16 protein-coding genes are annotated in these 16984 nt (G+C 60.7%); 7 read left to right on the top strand and 9 right to left on the bottom strand.

All coding sequences use genetic code 11. The features are described 5' to 3' along the window. Window positions 1-3: 3 nt before the first annotated feature. Window positions 4-2076 (bottom strand): carbon starvation CstA family protein, encoded by a 2073-nt coding sequence (locus AC1Z24_RS04340; RefSeq protein WP_259104826.1) that lies wholly within the window; start codon window positions 2074-2076, stop codon window positions 4-6. 261 nt (window positions 2077-2337) lie between these two features. Between AC1Z24_RS04340 and AC1Z24_RS04335 the strand changes: the two genes are divergently transcribed. After that, complete coding sequence (locus AC1Z24_RS04335; RefSeq protein ID WP_483744681.1) at window positions 2338-2712, top strand: PilZ domain-containing protein; 375 nt, start codon at window positions 2338-2340, stop codon at window positions 2710-2712. Between the two features lie 18 nt (window positions 2713-2730). On the opposite strand, the gene radA is transcribed toward AC1Z24_RS04335, so the two are convergent. Then, a complete protein-coding gene (gene radA, locus AC1Z24_RS04330) occupies window positions 2731-4098 on the bottom strand; it encodes a DNA repair protein RadA (protein WP_483744680.1) in 1368 nt (455 codons plus the stop codon). A 174-nt stretch (window positions 4099-4272) separates the two neighbouring features. Between radA and mscL the strand changes: the two genes are divergently transcribed. Next, entirely contained in the window at window positions 4273-4737 is a 465-nt protein-coding gene (gene mscL / locus AC1Z24_RS04325) for a large-conductance mechanosensitive channel protein MscL (RefSeq protein WP_259104822.1), read from the top strand. Here mscL and AC1Z24_RS04320 read toward each other — a convergent pair. After that, window positions 4694-5470, bottom strand: coding sequence for a ferredoxin--NADP reductase (locus tag AC1Z24_RS04320; protein ID WP_483744679.1), 777 nt, complete (start codon window positions 5468-5470; stop codon window positions 4694-4696). The two genes, mscL and AC1Z24_RS04320, sit on opposite strands and share 44 nt — an antisense overlap. Before the next feature lie 338 nt (window positions 5471-5808). Here AC1Z24_RS04320 and AC1Z24_RS04315 point away from each other — a divergent pair, with 338 nt between their 5' ends. Both AC1Z24_RS04315 and AC1Z24_RS04310 read left to right on the top strand, forming a co-directional pair. Further along, window positions 5809-6042: a helix-turn-helix domain-containing protein gene (locus AC1Z24_RS04315; RefSeq protein WP_483744678.1), complete on the top strand. Its 234-nt coding sequence runs from the start codon at window positions 5809-5811 to the stop codon at window positions 6040-6042. A 120-nt stretch (window positions 6043-6162) separates the two neighbouring features. Further along, window positions 6163-7287 (top strand): methyltransferase, encoded by a 1125-nt coding sequence (locus AC1Z24_RS04310; RefSeq protein WP_483744677.1) that lies wholly within the window; start codon window positions 6163-6165, stop codon window positions 7285-7287. A gap of 3 nt (window positions 7288-7290) precedes the next feature. Here AC1Z24_RS04310 and AC1Z24_RS04305 read toward each other — a convergent pair whose 3' ends face one another. The 3 genes from AC1Z24_RS04305 to AC1Z24_RS04295 form a co-directional block, all read right to left on the bottom strand. Then, window positions 7291-7461 (bottom strand): DUF2474 domain-containing protein, encoded by a 171-nt coding sequence (locus tag AC1Z24_RS04305; RefSeq protein ID WP_483744676.1) that lies wholly within the window; start codon window positions 7459-7461, stop codon window positions 7291-7293. 124 nt (window positions 7462-7585) lie between these two features. After that, window positions 7586-8593, bottom strand: a complete 1008-nt coding sequence (cydB, locus tag AC1Z24_RS04300) for a cytochrome d ubiquinol oxidase subunit II (RefSeq protein WP_483744675.1) — start codon at window positions 8591-8593, stop codon at window positions 7586-7588. A gap of 3 nt (window positions 8594-8596) precedes the next feature. Continuing rightward, window positions 8597-10033: a cytochrome ubiquinol oxidase subunit I gene (locus tag AC1Z24_RS04295; RefSeq protein WP_483744674.1), complete on the bottom strand. Its 1437-nt coding sequence runs from the start codon at window positions 10031-10033 to the stop codon at window positions 8597-8599. Between the two features lie 386 nt (window positions 10034-10419). Here AC1Z24_RS04295 and AC1Z24_RS04290 point away from each other — a divergent pair, with 386 nt between their 5' ends. Beyond that, window positions 10420-11667, top strand: a complete 1248-nt coding sequence (locus AC1Z24_RS04290; RefSeq protein WP_483744673.1) for an MFS transporter — start codon at window positions 10420-10422, stop codon at window positions 11665-11667. A gap of 149 nt (window positions 11668-11816) precedes the next feature. On the opposite strand, the gene AC1Z24_RS04285 is transcribed toward AC1Z24_RS04290, so the two are convergent. Next, on the bottom strand, window positions 11817-12746 hold the full coding sequence (locus tag AC1Z24_RS04285) for an alpha/beta hydrolase (protein WP_483744672.1): 930 nt from the start codon (window positions 12744-12746) through the stop codon (window positions 11817-11819). Window positions 12747-12910: 164 nt separating this feature from the next. Next, complete coding sequence (locus AC1Z24_RS04280; RefSeq protein ID WP_483744671.1) at window positions 12911-13849, bottom strand: choline ABC transporter substrate-binding protein; 939 nt, start codon at window positions 13847-13849, stop codon at window positions 12911-12913. A 367-nt stretch (window positions 13850-14216) separates the two neighbouring features. Here AC1Z24_RS04280 and AC1Z24_RS04275 point away from each other — a divergent pair, with 367 nt between their 5' ends. Both AC1Z24_RS04275 and trmA read left to right on the top strand, forming a co-directional pair. Next, entirely contained in the window at window positions 14217-15512 is a 1296-nt protein-coding gene (locus AC1Z24_RS04275) for an NCS2 family permease (RefSeq protein ID WP_483744670.1), read from the top strand. Beyond that, complete coding sequence (gene trmA, locus AC1Z24_RS04270; RefSeq protein WP_483744669.1) at window positions 15509-16594, top strand: tRNA (uridine(54)-C5)-methyltransferase TrmA; 1086 nt, start codon at window positions 15509-15511, stop codon at window positions 16592-16594. The genes AC1Z24_RS04275 and trmA overlap by 4 nt, the downstream gene beginning before the upstream one ends. A gap of 74 nt (window positions 16595-16668) precedes the next feature. Here trmA and AC1Z24_RS04265 read toward each other — a convergent pair whose 3' ends face one another. Further along, window positions 16669-16974: a hypothetical protein gene (locus tag AC1Z24_RS04265; RefSeq protein ID WP_483744668.1), complete on the bottom strand. Its 306-nt coding sequence runs from the start codon at window positions 16972-16974 to the stop codon at window positions 16669-16671. Between the last annotated feature and the right edge of the window lie 10 nt (window positions 16975-16984).

Genomic DNA, 16984 nt, shown 5'->3' with positions numbered 1-16984 from the left:
TCATCACGAGTGTTGCACCGGTTGCGCCTGGAATGGCGCTTCCTTGTCGGTACGCTCTTTCTTGCCCCAGGCCGCAACACCGACCTTGATGGCGTAGAACAGAATGCTCAGGACCACGAACAGGAACAGAACAGTCAGGGTCGCGTTGGTGTAGGCGTTGAAGATCACATGCTGCATCTGGTCCATGGTCTTGGCCGGAGCAATGATCTGACCGGCGTCGGCGGCGGTGCTGTATTTCTTCGCCAGGGCGAGGAAGCCAACGGCCGGGCTCGGGTCGAACAGTTTGATAAAGCCTGCGGTCACGGTGCAGATCAGCAGCCAGGACGCTGGCAGCATGGTCACCCAGATGTAGCGCTGGCGTTTCATTTTGATCAGCACGACGGTGGCCAGCATCAGGGCGATCCCCGCCAGCATCTGGTTGGAGATGCCAAACAGCGGCCACAGGGTGTTGATACCGCCCAGTGGATCGATCACGCCCTGATACAGCAGGTAACCCCAAAGGGCCACGCAGCCACCGGTGCCGATGGCGTTGGCGGTCCACGACTCGGTGCGTTTCAGCGCCGGCACGAAGCTGCCCAGCAGGTCTTGCAGCATGAAGCGACCGGCACGGGTACCGGCGTCAACCGCCGTCAGGATGAACAGTGCTTCGAACAAAATAGCGAAGTGATACCAAAACGCCATGGTGTTCTGCCCCGGCAATGCCTGGTGCAGGATCTGCGCGATACCCACCGCCAGGGTCGGCGCACCGCCAGCACGGGCCAGTACGGTGTTTTCACCGATGTCATGGGCCACGGCCGTGAGCATGTCCGGGGTAATGGCAAAGCCCCAGCCGCTGATGGTCTGGGCCACGGCAACCACATCACCGCCGACCACAGCGGCCGGGCTGTTCATGGCGAAGTACACGCCTGGCTCGATCACCGAAGCGGCAACCATGGCCATGATGGCCACGAAGGACTCCATGAGCATGCCGCCGTAACCGATGTAACGGGCGTTCTTCTCGTTATCCAGCAGTTTGGGTGTAGTACCCGAGGAAATCAGCGCGTGGAAACCCGACACCGCACCGCAGGCAATGGTGATGAACAGGAAAGGAAACAGCGCGCCTTTCCAGACCGGGCCCGTACCGTCGGTGAACTGGGTCAGGGCCGGCATTTTCAGCTCGGGCGCCAGAATCAGGATGCCGATGGCCAGGGCCACGATGGTGCCGATTTTCAGGAAAGTGGACAGGTAGTCACGCGGTGCCAGCAGCAGCCAGACCGGCAGCATGGCGGCGACAAAACCGTAGCCCACCAGCATCCAGGTGATCTGCACGCCGGTGAAGGTGAACATCGGCGCCCACGCCGGGTTGGCGGCAATCTGCCCACCCATCCAGATAGAAGCCAGCAGCAGGACCACGCCAATCACCGAGATCTCGCCGATGCGGCCCGGGCGGATGTAGCGCATGTAGATGCCCATGAACATCGCCACCGGAATGGTCGCCAGTACCGTGAACATGCCCCATGGGCTCTCGGCCAGGGCCTTGACCACGATCAGCGCCAGCACCGCGAGGATGATGATCATGATCAGGAAGCAGCCGAACAAGGCGATGGTGCCGGGAATGCGGCCCATTTCCTCGCGGACCATGTCGCCCAGAGAGCGACCGTTGCGGCGGGTGGAGAGGAACAGGATCATGAAATCCTGCACGGCCCCGGCCAGCACCACACCGGCAATCAGCCAGAGGGTGCCTGGCAGGTAACCCATTTGCGCAGCCAGCACCGGACCGACCAGCGGGCCTGCACCGGCAATGGCGGCAAAGTGGTGACCGAAAAGGATGTGTTTGTTGGTCGGCACATAGTCCAGACCATCGTTGTTGACCACCGCCGGCGTGGCCCGGGTCGGGTCCAGTTGCATGACGTGGTTGGCGATGAACAGGCTGTAGTAGCGGTAGGCAACCAGATAGATCGCCACAGCCGCGACGACTATCCACAAGGCGTTAATCGCCTCTCCGCGGCGCAAGGCCACGACCCCAAGGGCGCAGGCCCCGACAATTGCGACAATCAGCCAAGGCACATGGCGCAGCAGACTATTATTATTTTTCATTTTTTATTCCAGCTCAGAGGACTAGAAGACAACAAGAGCAGTTTAGCTGTGTCCCGGAGAAAAGGGCCACCCCCACGAACGTCTAGAAATATCCGACAGAACAGCAAGACCAGTCCTGCATTCACTGCAAAAAAGCCGACTTGAAACTGTTCGTAAACGCTTATCAGCGCTATTGTCGTGAAGATTGTCCCTGATCAAAGAACGGGCTTTCAGGCCACTCTGCTACCGTATAGCCACAAGACTCGAAGAGACGCTACTGAGATGACCGAATCACAAGAAGATCGCCGACGTTTCAAACGTATCGATTTCGATGCCAAGACCAGGCTCAGCCAGGGTTCGAAGACGTGGCAGGTGCAGTTGCTCGACCTGTCCCTCAAGGGCTTGCTGATCGAGCGACCGACGCCATGGGAATGTGATCCGGGCCAGCCGTTCGCCGTGGACATCCAGCTCAGCCCCGATGCCGTGGTGAAGATGGATGTGAACCTGACCCACGTCGACGCCAACAAGAATCACCTGGGCTTCGTTTGCCTGCATATCGGCCTGGAATCGATCAGCCACCTGCGCCGCCTGATCGAACTGAACCTGGGCGACCCGCAGGAACTGGAACGCGAGATGGCGGCACTGATCGAAATTTGAGCAGCAGCCTGGACGCCACTACTCGAACAAGGCATCCAGCGCCTGTTCCAGGCGTGTCACGGCAATGACCTGCAAACCGGCCGGCGCCTCTTTCGGGGCATTGGCCTTGGGCACGATGGCTCGCTTGAAACCGTGCTTGGCGGCCTCCTTGAGCCGCTCCTGACCACTGGGCACCGGCCGCACCTCCCCCGACAGACCGATTTCACCAAACACCAGCAGGTCGTGGGGCAACGGGCGATTGCGCAGGCTGGACATGATCGCGGCCATCAAGGCCAGATCGGATGCGGTCTCCAGCACTTTGACCCCGCCGACCACGTTGAGAAATACGTCCTGATCGTGGGTAGGAATACCTCCATGACGATGCAGGACGGCCAACAGCATGGCCAGACGATTCTGATCAAGACCCAGGGTCACCCGGCGCGGGTTGGCCAGATGGCTGTCATCGACCAAAGCCTGCACTTCCACCAGCATCGGCCGAGTGCCTTCCCAAGTAGCCATGACCACGCTGCCCGGTACTTCTTCCTGTGCACGAGTGAGAAAAATCGCCGAAGGGTTGGAGACTTCTTTCAGCCCCCGGTCAGTCATGCCGAATACGCCCAGCTCGTTGACCGCACCGAAGCGGTTCTTCACGGCCCGCAGCAAACGCAGGCGGCCATCGGACTCGCCTTCGAAATACAGCACGGTATCAACCATATGCTCCAGCACTCGAGGCCCGGCCAAAGCGCCTTCTTTGGTGACGTGGCCGACCAGGAAGATCGCCGTGCCGCTCTGCTTGGCATAACGCACCAGCAGCGCCGCACTTTCCCGCACTTGCGAAACACCGCCGGGAGCCGATTGCAGTTGCTCGGTAAAAATGGTCTGGATCGAGTCGATCACCATGACCTTGGGCTGTTCGACCCGCGCCGTGGCAATGATGCTTTCGATGCAGGTCTCGGTCATGACCTTGAGCTTGTCCTGGGGCAGCCCCAAACGACGGGCGCGCATGGCCACCTGCTGCTGGGACTCTTCCCCCGTGACGTAGAGCGCCGGCATGGTTGCGGCCATGTTGCACAGGGTCTGCAAGAGAATCGTCGACTTGCCGATCCCCGGATCACCGCCGATCAGCACCACCGAACCGTCCACCAGGCCGCCGCCCAGGACACGGTCCAGTTCGGTTGAATGGGTGGAGAAACGCGGAATTTCCTCGACGCTGACTTCAGCCAGAGTCTTGATCTGAGCCTGTTGCCCGGTCCAGCCGGTTCGCCCGCTGGGAGCTGCCGCCGCGCCACTTTCCAGCACGGTTTCGACCAGGGTATTCCAGGCGCCGCACTCGCTGCACTGGCCCGCCCACTTGGGAAATGTCGCGCCGCACTCGGTGCAGCCGTACAAGCGTTTGGCCTTGGCCATGGCAACCCCCGTCAGAAAAAGGGAGCAATCATAACGCAGCCTGACCGCTGTATTTTTTCAAAAACCAATAAAACCTATGCAGCAGACGTCGGTCGATTGCATAAGCACTGCTATATACATGAAGGGCTGGATTAAACTGCCCGGATAAATTCATCTGCAACAAGGAACCTACCCATGAGCGTACTAAGCGAGTTCAAGGCCTTTGCCGTCAAAGGTAACGTGGTCGATATGGCCGTCGGTATCATCATTGGCGCGGCATTCGGCAAGATCGTTTCGTCGTTCGTCGGCGATGTAATCATGCCGCCCCTCGGGCTGCTGATCGGCGGCGTGGACTTCAGTAACCTGTCGGTCGTCCTGCGTCCTGCCGAAGGCGCTGCACCGGCCGTGGTGCTGGCCTACGGCAAATTCATCCAGACCGTGATCGACTTTATCATCGTCGCTTTCGCCATCTTCATGGGCGTCAAGGCGATCAACCGCCTCAAACGCGAAGAAGCCAAGGCGCCGAGCCTGCCGCCAGTACCGAGCAAGGAAGAAGTGCTGCTGGGTGAGATCCGTGATCTGCTTAAAGAACAGAACACTCGCCCTGCCAGCGTCGTTACCAATAATTCTCCACCGCAACCTGGCCCGGTCGTCGGCTGAGACTGAGGTTCAGATCACGCTGTTTGAGCAGCTTGCGGGTGTCGTCGATCATCTGCGGGTTGCCACACAGCATCAGGCGCGAGTGCTCCGGCGTCAGGGGCAAGCCCGCCGCCTGTTCCAGCTCGCCATTCTCAATCAGTAGCGTGATGCGCCCGTGCAATGCCCCCGGATGCTCTTCGCGGGTAACGATGGGTATGAACAGGAACTTGTCGGCATATTCGGCCAGGTATTCGCGGCTCATCAACCCGGCAATCAATTCCTGATAAGCCAGTTCCCGGGCCTCGCGCACGCTGTACACCAGAATGACCCGTTCGAAGCGCTCCCAGACCTCGAAGTCCTGCAGGATCGACAGAAACGGTGCAACCCCCGTCCCCGTAGACAACATCCACAAATCACGGCCGTCGACAAAGCGATCCAGGGTCAGGAAGCCAGTTGCCTGTTTTTCGACCAATAGCGTGTCGCCTTCACGCAGGCGGCTCAGCTCGCTGGTGAACTCGCCTTCCGGCACCACGATGGAAAAGAACTCGAGAAACTCGTCGTGGGGCGATGAGACCACTGAGTAAGCGCGCCATACGGTGCTGCCATCGGCCTTGGTCACGCCCAGGCGGGCAAACTGCCCGGCACGGAAACGAAAGCCCGCATCACGGGTGGTGCGCAGGGTGAACAGGCTGGGCGTCAGCGGTGTGACGGCCAACAGGGTCTGGCGGGTGAATTTTTCGTCGCTGGCGGTCATGGGTACTCCTGACGCCTCGTCTATAAAGGGCAAACTCTATGTGCAAGTGTCCTGCAAAGTGACGTCGATAAACACCGGCAATGGGTAAGGACATCCTGTGGCAGCGGTCTGCGCGAGTTTTTTAGAGTATTTGGCTCTTCCCGTTATCGCGCCAAATTAGCTTGCGAGACGGACAATCCCCGGCGCCCCCCGCTCGCACTTGGGTTTTACCATCGGCCTTTAAATGCGAGCCTAGAACGTTAATTGTCCATCTGTCCGGCCAGACTGTACCGCCGCTGTTTGCGCGGTGGCGCTCTCTACACTGAACAAGGGACCGGTTTATAGCAGGGAGACGCTCAATGGAAGCCTTGGACTTGGACCCGGCTTATCAATGCTCGCGCCACAGACTCACGCACAGGGAAATAGAAACCCTGAAATGGTCGGCCGTTGGCAAGACCGCAGCCGATATCGCCATGATTCTGTGCATCAAGGAGCGCACCGTTCATTTTCATATCGCCAGTGCCGTACAAAAACTGGGCGTACCCAATAAAACCGCAGCCGTAGTGCAGGCCATCTCAGAGGGCATGTTCTGAACGCGGCCCAAATCTGAGGGTGCCAACGGGCAAAAAGGACGTAAAATCGCCTGTTTGAGCGAGCCACGAGTTTTTCGGGCTGCGCAGATCCCCGTCGATTGCCCAGAGTCCTTTTTGCCCATGCCCTTGCTTATCAGTCCTTTCGCCCAGCTCGATCTTATCCGCCAACCCGAGCAACAGGACGAGCCATTGCAGGCGTTCGACGCAGCCGACGAATACCTGCTCAATTACGTGGCCGAGCAAGGCCTGAGCCTGCAAAGCAAAGTATTGGTGCTCAACGACAGCTTCGGTGCGTTGGCGGCGAGCCTGATGCCCCATGCCAATGTGGTCAGCAGCAGCGATTCGTTCCTGGCGGTGCAAGCCCTGGAAAAGAACCTGGTCCGCAACGGCATGGCCTATGACGCCGTCCCGGTGATTGCAGCCAGCGAGCCTCTGACCGGGCCTTTTGACTGGGTGCTGATCCGTATCCCCAAGACCCTGGCCCTGCTGGAAGAACAATTGATCCGCCTGCAAGGCCAACTGGCGCCCGGCGCCAAAGTCATTGCTGCGGCCATGGTCAAGCACCTGCCGCGCTCGGCCGGTGAACTGCTGGAAGAGTATGTCGGCCCGGTGCAGGCGTCCCTGGCGGTGAAAAAAGCCCGCCTGCTGTTCGCAGAGCCACAAGCGGCAGAAATCCTGTCCTCGCCCTACCCCACGCGTTACAAGCTCGATCAGCCAGCCATCGAACTGGTCAACCACGCCAATGTGTTCTGCCGTGAAGGGCTGGATATCGGCACCCGTGCGTTCCTGCCCTACCTGCCCAAAGACCTGGGCGCGGCCAGGGTCGCGGACCTGGGTTGCGGCAATGGCGTATTGGCGATCGCCAGTGCCCTGGACAACCCGGACGCTCAGTACACCCTGGTCGACGAGTCTTTTATGGCGGTGCAGTCGGCTCGGGAAAACTGGCAGGCAACACTCGGTGAACGCGAGGTAACGATTCGTGCCGCCGACGGCCTGGAGGGTCAGCCCGCCGATTCACTGGATGTGGTGCTGTGCAACCCACCGTTCCACCAGCAACAGGTAGTGGGTGATTTCATCGCCTGGCGCATGTTCCTACAGGCTCGGGCCGCATTGGTTACCGGTGGCTCGCTCTATATCGTCGGCAACCGCCACCTGGGCTATCACGCCAAGCTGGCGCGGCTGTTCCGCGGCGTTGAACTGGTCGCGGCCACGCCCAAGTTCGTCATTCTCAAGGCACGCAAATAAGTGTCAGTGCGTGGTCAGCCCGGCCGCGCTCATGAATAAGCGCATGAGGCTGGCGAAGATAAACAGCGTCAGCACACTGCCCGCCCAAATTGCCAGCAGCCAGCCCAGGCGCTGCCAGAACGGTCTGTTGCGGGCCGGGTCCTGCTGATCGTCGAGCGTGGGTTTGCTGGACATGGGGTAGTTCTCCTCTGTTCTGAATCAACGCGATTTTGTAGGAGCTGCCGAAGGCTGCGAATGACTTCACAACCATTTCGCAGCCTTCGGCAGCTCCTACAGGTTCTTCGTTACCCGCTGATGCCTAGTGATACCCGTCCGCCGGCGTGACTTTCCCGCGGAACACGTAGTAGCTCCAGAAGGTGTAGCCGAGGATGAAAGGGATGATGAACAGCGTCCCCACCAGCATGAAACCCTGACTTTGCGGCGGCGATGAGGCGTCCCAGATGGAGATCGACGGCGGTACAATATTCGGCCACAGGCTGATGCCCAGGCCGCTGTAGCCGAGGAAGATCAGCACCAGGGTCAGCAGGAACGGCATGTAGTTGGCGTTGCGCGCCACGGCCTTGAAGAACGCCACCAGGGTCACCAGCACCAGAATCGGCACCGGCAGGAACCAGAACAGGTTCGGCAGGCTGAACCAGCGATGGGCGATATCGGCATGGGCCAGGGGCGTCCAGATGCTGACTACGCCTGTTACCGCCAGCAGCGCCAGGGCCAGAGGACGGGCCAGGTCATGCATGGCCTTCTGCAAGCCGCCTTCGGTTTTCATGATCAGCCAGGTGCAGCCGAGCAAGGCGTAGGCGACGATCAGCGCCAGGCCGCAGAACACGCTGAAAGGTGTCAGCCAGTCCAGTGAGCCCCCGGCAAACTGGCGATTGACCACCGGAATACCATCGATAAACGCACCCAGTGCCACGCCCTGGAAGAAGGTCGCCGCCAGGGAGCCGCCAATAAAGGCCTTGTCCCACAGGTGGCGCTTCTCAGCCGTAGCCTTGAAACGAAACTCAAAGGCCACACCGCGAAAGATCAGGCCGACCAGCATCAGGATCAGCGGCAGATACAGCGCCGACAGCACCACCGAATAGGCCAGGGGAAAGGCGCCGAACAGCCCCGCGCCGCCCAGCACCAGCCAGGTCTCGTTGCCGTCCCAGACCGGCGCCACGGTGTTCATCATCACGTCGCGGTCGGATTCATCCTTCATGAAAGGAAAGAGAATGCCGATGCCCAGGTCGAAGCCGTCCATCACCACGTACATCATGACGCCGAAGATGATGATCACGGCCCAGATCAGCGGAAGATCAATACCCATGATTCAATTCCCCTTGTTCAGGCTGTGAGAGTGATCGCCATTGCTGTCATCAGCCGCAGACAGAGGACGTGCCGGTGTACGTTGCTGACCAGGACCACCTTGTTTCGGCGCATCACCCTCGTGACTGACCGGACCCTTGCGGACCAGGCGCATCATGTAGCCGAAGCCGGTGCCGAACAGCAGGAAGTACACCACCACGAACAGCACCAGGGTGATGCCCATCTGCGCCACGCTATGCCCGGACGAACCGTCCGCCGTGCGCAACAGGCCGTAGACGACCCAGGGCTGGCGGCCCATTTCCGTAGTGATCCAGCCGGCAAGCAGCGCGATCAGCCCCGAGGGCCCCATCCACAACGCCAGATAAAGGAAGGCTCGCGAGCTGTACAGCGTGCCGCGCTTGCGCAGCCACAGGCTCCACAGGCCGGTAAAAATCATCAGGAAACCCAGGCCAACCATGACCCGAAATGACCAGAACACCGCCGTCGAATTGGGCCGGTCTTCAGGCTTGAACTCCTTGAGCGCCGGGACCTGCTTGGTCAGGCTGTGGGTCAGGATCATGCTGCCCAGATAAGGAATTTCCAGGGCGTACTTGGTGCGCTCTTCCTTCATGTCCGGCAGACCGAACAGAATCAGCGGGGTCGGCTCATTACCGACGTTTTCCCAGTGGCCTTCGATGGCGGCGATCTTCGCCGGTTGATGCTCAAGGGTGTTGAGGCCGTGGAAGTCGCCGATCACGGCCTGGGCCGGTGCGACGATCAGGGCCATCCACATGGCCATCGACAGCATCTTGCGTACCGGTGGCGTATTGCGACCACGCAGCAGGTGCCAAGCCGCCGAGGAACCGACGAAGAACGCCGTGGCGACGAAGGCTGCCGTAGCCATGTGGGCCAGGCGGTAAGGGAACGACGGGTTGAAGATCACCGCCAGCCAGTCCACCGGAATCACCCGGCCATCGACGATTTCAAAGCCCTGAGGCGTCTGCATCCAGCTGTTGGACGCAAGGATCCAGAAGGTTGAGACCAGGGTCCCAATGGCCACCATCACCGTCGCGAAGAAGTGCATGTTGCGCCCGACGCGGTTCCAGCCGAACAGCATCACCCCGAGGAACCCGGCCTCGAGGAAGAACGCGGTGAGCACCTCGTAGGTCAGCAAAGGCCCGGTCACCGCCCCGGCAAAGTCGGAGAAGCGGCTCCAGTTGGTGCCGAACTGATAGGCCATCACCAGACCCGAGACCACGCCCATGCCGAAGTTGACGGCGAAAATCTTCGACCAGAAGTGGTACAGGTCGCGATAAACGCCGTTGTTGGTCTTGAGCCAGAGGCCTTCGAGTACCGCCAGATAGCTGGCCAGACCGATGGTGATGGCAGGAAACAGGATGTGGAAGGACACAGTAAACGCGAACTGGATTCGGGCGAGCTCGAGGGCATCTAGGCCGAACATAGGAATTCCTCTATCTATCAGGTGACCGGCACGGTGACGGCATGCGTGTAGGAATTATTCGAGTGCGTTGCGCAAACCGGGAAACGCTGAAAATCGACTACACAGCACGCCTGCTGGCGTATTGATGCAGATCAATCAACGCTAAAAGCGTAGTCCTATTTCCTCCCGGCAGTTATGTGGTCGTTTGCCGCGTGGCAGGTTGTCTCACCCCCGCAAACGGCTTGAATCCGGGGCCATGAAAACACTTTCAGCGAAGGCCGACGACCATACATTCGGTGCTTGAAACCATACTTTCGGGTCTAAAGCTGACAGGTTTTTCACGCAATTTATTGTTACAAAATGATATTCTCCCCTCCCCCCTCCTTCACCTCAGGCTGCTGTTGCTCATGCCGACCCAAGCGCCCGTGTTGTTGCGCCACCATCGTCCGTTCGTCGCGTTCTGGTTTGCCCGCATCTTTACCGCCAGCGGTTTTCAGATGCTTACCGTCGCCATTGGCTGGAACCTCTATCAACTGACCGGCAATGTGATGGACCTGGGTCTGGTCGGACTGGTTCAATTCGCTCCCCGCGTGCTGTTCATGCTGCATACCGGGCATGTGGCCGACCGCTATGACCGGCGTATCGTCTCGGCGATCTGCCAGTCGGCACAGGCGCTGATTGCCCTGGTCCTGTTCGTCAGCAGCCTGACCAACAGCGTCACCCGGGAAATGATCTTTATCCTGTCGTTCATCTTCGGCATGGCCCGCTCGTTCGAGATGCCGACCACCCAGGCCCTGTTGCCGAGCATCGTCCCGGCGAGCCTGTTTCCCCGGGCCGTGGCGTCGGCGCAGTCGGCCCAGCAATCGGCCACCATCATCGCCCCGGCGCTGGGCGGTTTTCTCTACGCTTTCGGCAGCAACTGGGTCTACGGCCTGACCGTCGGCTTGTATGTGATTGCCTGCAGTCTGATGCTCACACTGCCTGCCCGGCAGACGCCGCTGAACAAGAACAAGGCCACCCTGGAATCACTGATGGCGGGGATTCACTTCATCCGCAGCCGTCCGGACATTCTTGGCGCCATTTCCCTGGACCTGTTCGCGGTACTGCTGGGCGGCGCCACCGCGCTGTTGCCGGTGTTCGCCAAGGACATTCTGCTGACCGGCCCCTGGGGCCTGGGCATGCTGCGTTCGGCACCGGCCATCGGCGCCCTGGGCATGTCCCTGTGGCTGGCGCGCTATAGCGTTGATCGGCATGTCGGGCGGGTGATGTTTACGGCGGTTGGCGTGTTCGGCGTAGCGACCATTGCCTTCGGTCTGTCGACCTCGTTCTGGTTTTCCTTGGTCGTACTCGCAGTGCTCGGCGCCGCCGACATGATCAGCATGGTGATCCGCGCCTCGTTCGTGCAACTGGAAACCCCGGATGAAATGCGTGGCCGGGTCAGCGCGGTGAACGGCCTGTTTATCGGCGCCTCCAACCAGCTCGGCGAGTTCGAATCCGGCATGACCGCCCACTGGTTCGGCACGGTTCCAGCCGTCGTGCTCGGCGGTGTCGGCACCCTGGCAGTCACCGGGATCTGGATGAAGCTGTTCCCCGGCCTGGCCAAACGTGACCGGATGCGCGATATCGTTGAAGAGGCGGAGAAACAGACGGCCTGACTCAAAAGCCCGTGTGAGGCCAGCTTGGGTGGGACCGGCTTTAGCCGGGAAAACGACGGACCAGACGATATAAACGTATCGACCGTACGATCGTCTTCCCGGCTAAAGCCGGTCCCACAAGGAAAATCTCAACCGCTCAGCCTGATCTGCTACCAAAGAAAATCCCGCAAAGCCCCCACCAGCCGCTCATACAACTCATCTACCTCTGCCGCCTCACGGGCGCGCAGGCAGCCGTGGATCAGCCCCATGCCCAGCTCAAGCCGCGCCCGCACACCCGCCGCGCGCAACGCCTGTTCAAAGGCAATGCCGTCATCACGCAACGGATCAAACTGCGCCACCGCGATAAACGCCGGGGCCAGGTGGCTGAAGTCCTCGGCCAGCAGCGGCCGGGCGTAGGGTGAGCGCCAGTCTTCGGGTTCGCTCAGATACAAACCCAGATATTCATCCACCTCTGCGCTGCTGAGCAACGGCGCGTCAAAACACTCATGACGTGACGGCAGGCTCGCCGCACCGCCCAGTCCCGGATAGATCAGGGCCTGGCCCAGAGGCTGTGGTTCCCTGGCATCACGCAAGGCCAGGCACAGCGCGGCGGCCAGATTGCCACCGGCACTGTCCCCCGCCACGGCGATGCGCGCCGGGTCGATGCCGAGGTTGTGCGCTTGCTCGCGCAGACCGCGCCAGACTGCCAGGCAATCGTCGAATGCAGCAGGAAAAGGGTGCTCCGGCGCCAGACGATAGTCCACGGCGACGACCACAGCGCCGAGGTCAGCGGCCAGCGCGGCGGTGACGAAATCGTGGGAGTCCAGGTCGCCGACCACCCAGCCGCCGCCGTGCAGATACAGCACGCAAGGCGCAGCTTCGTTGTCAGGCCAGTCATCGGGACGGTAACGCCGCACCTTGACCCCGGCCAGGGTGAAATCCTCGACCTGCAAACCCTGCGGGCGCGGCGGTGTATAGGCTCGGCACATACGCGAATAGGCGTCGCGCTGGCCGCTGATGCCAGGTTCGGTAACGGTAAACGTCAGGCTGTGACGGACGAACTCGGTGAGTTCAAGGGAAAGGGGGTATGGATGAGTCATTCAGCGCTCCTGCCTGTGGAGACTGCGACAAACGCAGAACGAATGTGGGACCGGCTTTAGCCGGGAAGGCGCCTTCCCGGCTAAAGCCGGTCCCACACAATAAACACACTCGCCAGGTCAGCCCTGCAGGCATATCCGCAGGGCCATACTGGTCTCGAAAAGCCTTACTTAAGCGCCGCCGTTACAACCGGCGCAGCATCCTTGCCATCAAACGTAGTCACACCGGCCAACCAGCGCGTCAGATCTTCAGGGTGATCCTTGAGCCATTGCTTGGCAACGTCATCCGGCGCCTTGCGGTCCATGATCGGGACCATCATGGCGCTTTCCTGGGCGGCGGTGAACGTCAGGTTGGTCATCAATTGGCTGACGTTCGGGCAACGGGTGGCGTAGTCAGGGGCGGTAACCACCGAAACGGTCGCTGCGCCTTCGTTCGGACCGAACACATCTTCACTGCCGGTCAGGTATTCGATCTTCATGTTGATGTTCATCGGGTGCGGGGTCCAGCCCACAAAGACTACCCACTCGCCGCGCTTGATGGCGCGCTGCACTGCAGCCAGCATGCCGGCTTCACCCGACTCGACCAGCTGGAAACCGCCGAGGCCGAACTGGTTCTTGTCGATCATGCCTTTGATATTGCCGTTGGCGCCGGTGCCTGGCTCGATCCCATAGATCTTACCGCCGAGCTTGTCCTTGAACTTGGCGATATCAGCGAAAGTTTTCAGCCCGCCAGCGGCCACGTAGTCAGGCACTGCCAGGGTTGCCTGGGCATCGGCCAGACTTGGTTTTTCCAGAACCTTGACCTGCTTGGCTTCCAGGAAAGGGGCGATGTTCTTGTCCATCGCCGGTTTCCAGTAACCGAGGAACACGTCCAGGCGATCATCACGCAGGCCGCCGAAAACGATCTGCTGGGCGGCGCTGGTCTGCTTGACCTCGTAGCCCATGTTCTTGAGCAAGACTTCAGCCATGGCGCTGGTAGCGATCACGTCGGTCCAGTTGACCACGCCCATGCGTACGTTCTGGCACTTGGCCGGTTCCGCCGCCAGCAGCGCAGTGCTGCTCAACATCAAAACACCACAACTGATATGACGAATAAATCTCTTCATGCGTGCTCCCTCGGGTCGGCTCGTTATTTTTTGGCTCGTTCGTGTGGCAGTGAGCTTTCAATCAGCGGCAATGCGGATGTTGCTGCGTGGCCTCAAATTACGCAGCGGCAAGGGGCGCGAAACGCACCAGTGCGACCTGTGTTTGCACTCTGGCGACATTGACGGTTTTGCGATCTTGACAGCGCCGTCGCGGGATTGGCACTGGCGTGCAGGCAACTGATGATCCGCCGCAGCCATCGCCTCGCGCTACTGGTATCATGCGCGGCTTTTTCTGACCCACGGAAAATGCCCAGACCGCCCCGGCGACCTGTGCTTTGCTGTTGGAGTCGATTCATTCACGACGCCATGGCGTCCAGGGGAGCCAGACATGCTGGAGCGGCTGTTTCAACTCAAGGCACACAACACCAACGTGCGCACCGAGATTCTCGCGGGCGTGACCACGTTCCTGGCCATGGCCTACATCCTGTTCGTCAACCCGAGCATCCTCGGCGCCACCGGCATGGACAAGGGCGCGCTGTTCGTCGCCACCTGCCTGGCCGCAGCCATTGGCTCCACAGTCATGGGGCTGATCGCCAACTACCCGATCGCCCTGGCACCGGGCATGGGCCTCAACGCCTTCTTTACCTACACCGTAGTCCTGCACATGGGCCATACCTGGCAAGTGGCCCTGGGCGCGGTGTTCATCTCGGCGGTGATGTTCTTCATTCTTTCGATCTTGCGCATCCGCGAATGGATCATCAACAGCATCCCCCTGCCCCTGCGCTCGGCCATTGCGGCCGGTATCGGCCTGTTCCTGGCGCTGATCGCCCTGCATAACGCGGAAATAGTGGTCAGCAACCCGGCCACCATGGTCGGCCTCGGCGACCTGGCCAAACCGGCGCCGGTGCTGGCGATCCTCGGTTTCTTCCTAATCGTCGCCCTGGAAAAACTTCAGGTACGCGGCGCCGTGCTGATCGGCATCCTCGCCGTGACCATCGTTTCCATCGTCCTGGGCTTCAGCCCGTTCGGCGGGATCATGTCGATGCCGCCATCCCTGGCCCCGACCTTCCTGCAACTGGATATCAAGGGCGCGCTGGATATCGGTCTGGTCAGCGTGATTTTCGCCTTCCTGTTCGTCGACCTGTTCGACAACTCCGGCACCCTGATCGGCGTCGCCAAGCGCGCCGGGCTGATGGACAAGAACGGCCACATGCCGAAAATGGGCCGCGCCCTGATTGCCGACAGCACCGCGGCCATGGCCGGTTCCCTGCTGGGCACGTCCACCACCACCAGCTATATCGAATCCGCGGCGGGCGTCAGTGCCGGCGGCCGTACCGGCCTGACCGCCATCGTCGTCGCCATCCTGTTCCTGCTGGCGCTGTTCTTCGCGCCACTGGCCGGTAGCGTACCCGCCTTCGCCACGGCCCCGGCGCTGCTGTTCGTCGCCGTGCTGATGACCTCGGGCCTGGCGGAAATCGACTGGGACGACATCAGTGTCGCCGCGCCGGTGGTCATCACCGCCCTGGCGATGCCGTTCACCTATTCCATCGCCAACGGCATCGCCTTTGGCTTCATTTCCTGGACCGCGATCAAGATCCTCTCCGGCCGAGCGCGTGAGCTCAATTCGGCCCTGGTGATCCTGTCGATCCTGTTCGTGATCAAGCTGGGCTGGTTCAACGCATGAGTGTTCCCTTCGACCCCGCGAGCTACGACCGTCAGCTCGAAGACAAAGCCATCCGCCTGCGCGAGCTGCTGGCGCCGTTCGACGCGCCCGAGCCGCAGATATTCGACTCGCCCCGCGAGCACTACCGCCTGCGCGCCGAATTTCGTCTGTGGCGCGAGGCGCAGAAGCGTCACTACGCCATGTTCGCCCCCGGCGATAACAAGACGCCGATCCTGCTCGACGGCCTGCCTATCGCCAGCCAGCGCATCAACGCGCTGATGCCGGTGCTGCGCGACCGTTGGGAAGCCGACCCGATCCTCAATCACAAGCTGTTCCAGGTGGATTTCCTCACCACCCTGGCCGGTGATGCGATGATCACTATGTGCTATCACCGCCCGCTGGACGATGCCTGGAAAGCCGCCGCCAAAGTACTGGCCGCCGACCTGGAGGTCAGCCTGATCGGCCGTTCCAAGGGGCAGCGTGTGGTGATTGGTCGTGATTACGTGACTGAAAAGCTTGAAGTCGCCGGTCGCACCTACAGCTACCGTCAGCCCGAAGGCGCCTTCACCCAACCCAACGGCACGGTGAACCAGAAGATGCTCAACTGGGCATTTGAAGCCCTGGGCGAGCGCACGGATGACCTGTTGGAGCTGTATTGCGGCAACGGTAACTTCACCCTGCCGCTGGCTATGCGTGTGCGTAAAGTGCTGGCCACGGAAATCAGCAAGACCTCGGTCAACGCTGCCCTGAGCAACCTGGCCGACAACGCTGTGGATAACGTCGCCCTGGTGCGCCTGTCCGCCGAAGAGCTGACCCAGGCCCTCAACGAAGTACGCCCCTTCCGCCGCCTGGAAGGCGTGGATCTGAAAAGCTACGACTTCGGCAGCGTCTTCGTCGACCCGCCCCGCGCCGGCATGGACCCGGACACCTGCGAACTGACCCGGCGCTTCGACAATATCCTGTACATCTCCTGCAACCCGGAGACCCTGGCGGCCAATATCGAGCAACTGCACGACACCCACCGTGTCGAGCGCTGCGCCCTGTTCGATCAGTTTCCGTATACCCACCATATGGAATCCGGGGTGTTGTTGGTCAGACGCTGAAAAGAGCTGAACTGTGGGACCGGCTTTAGCCGGGAATACGCCTTCCCGGCTAAAGCCGGTCCCACAGAATGCAGCTAAAGCGCAAGATCCGGCGCAATGCCTGCCTCACAACCGCGCCACAACCGCTGCTCAATAACCCGATCCACCGCACACGCCTCCTGCATCAGCAAATGTAACGTCCCGGCAATAGCACTCCAATCATGTTCATCGCCATCGGTGCAAGCCAGGCCATCGAGAAAGCGCGCGGCCAGGCTGAATCGCAGGCTGGTATAGGCATGCAGCTCGGTCAGGGGCGCTTGGGTATCGAGCAGCAGGATGGGAGAGTCTTGGCCGGATTGGGTAAGGGGGAGGTAGCGGTCGGATGGGGTGAGGTGTTTCATAACGTACTCC

The sequence above is a fragment of the Pseudomonas sp. JL23 genome, assembly GCF_056933585.1.
The sequence above is the reverse complement of the archived record's forward strand: the minus strand, read 5'-3'. Positions and strand labels throughout refer to the sequence as shown.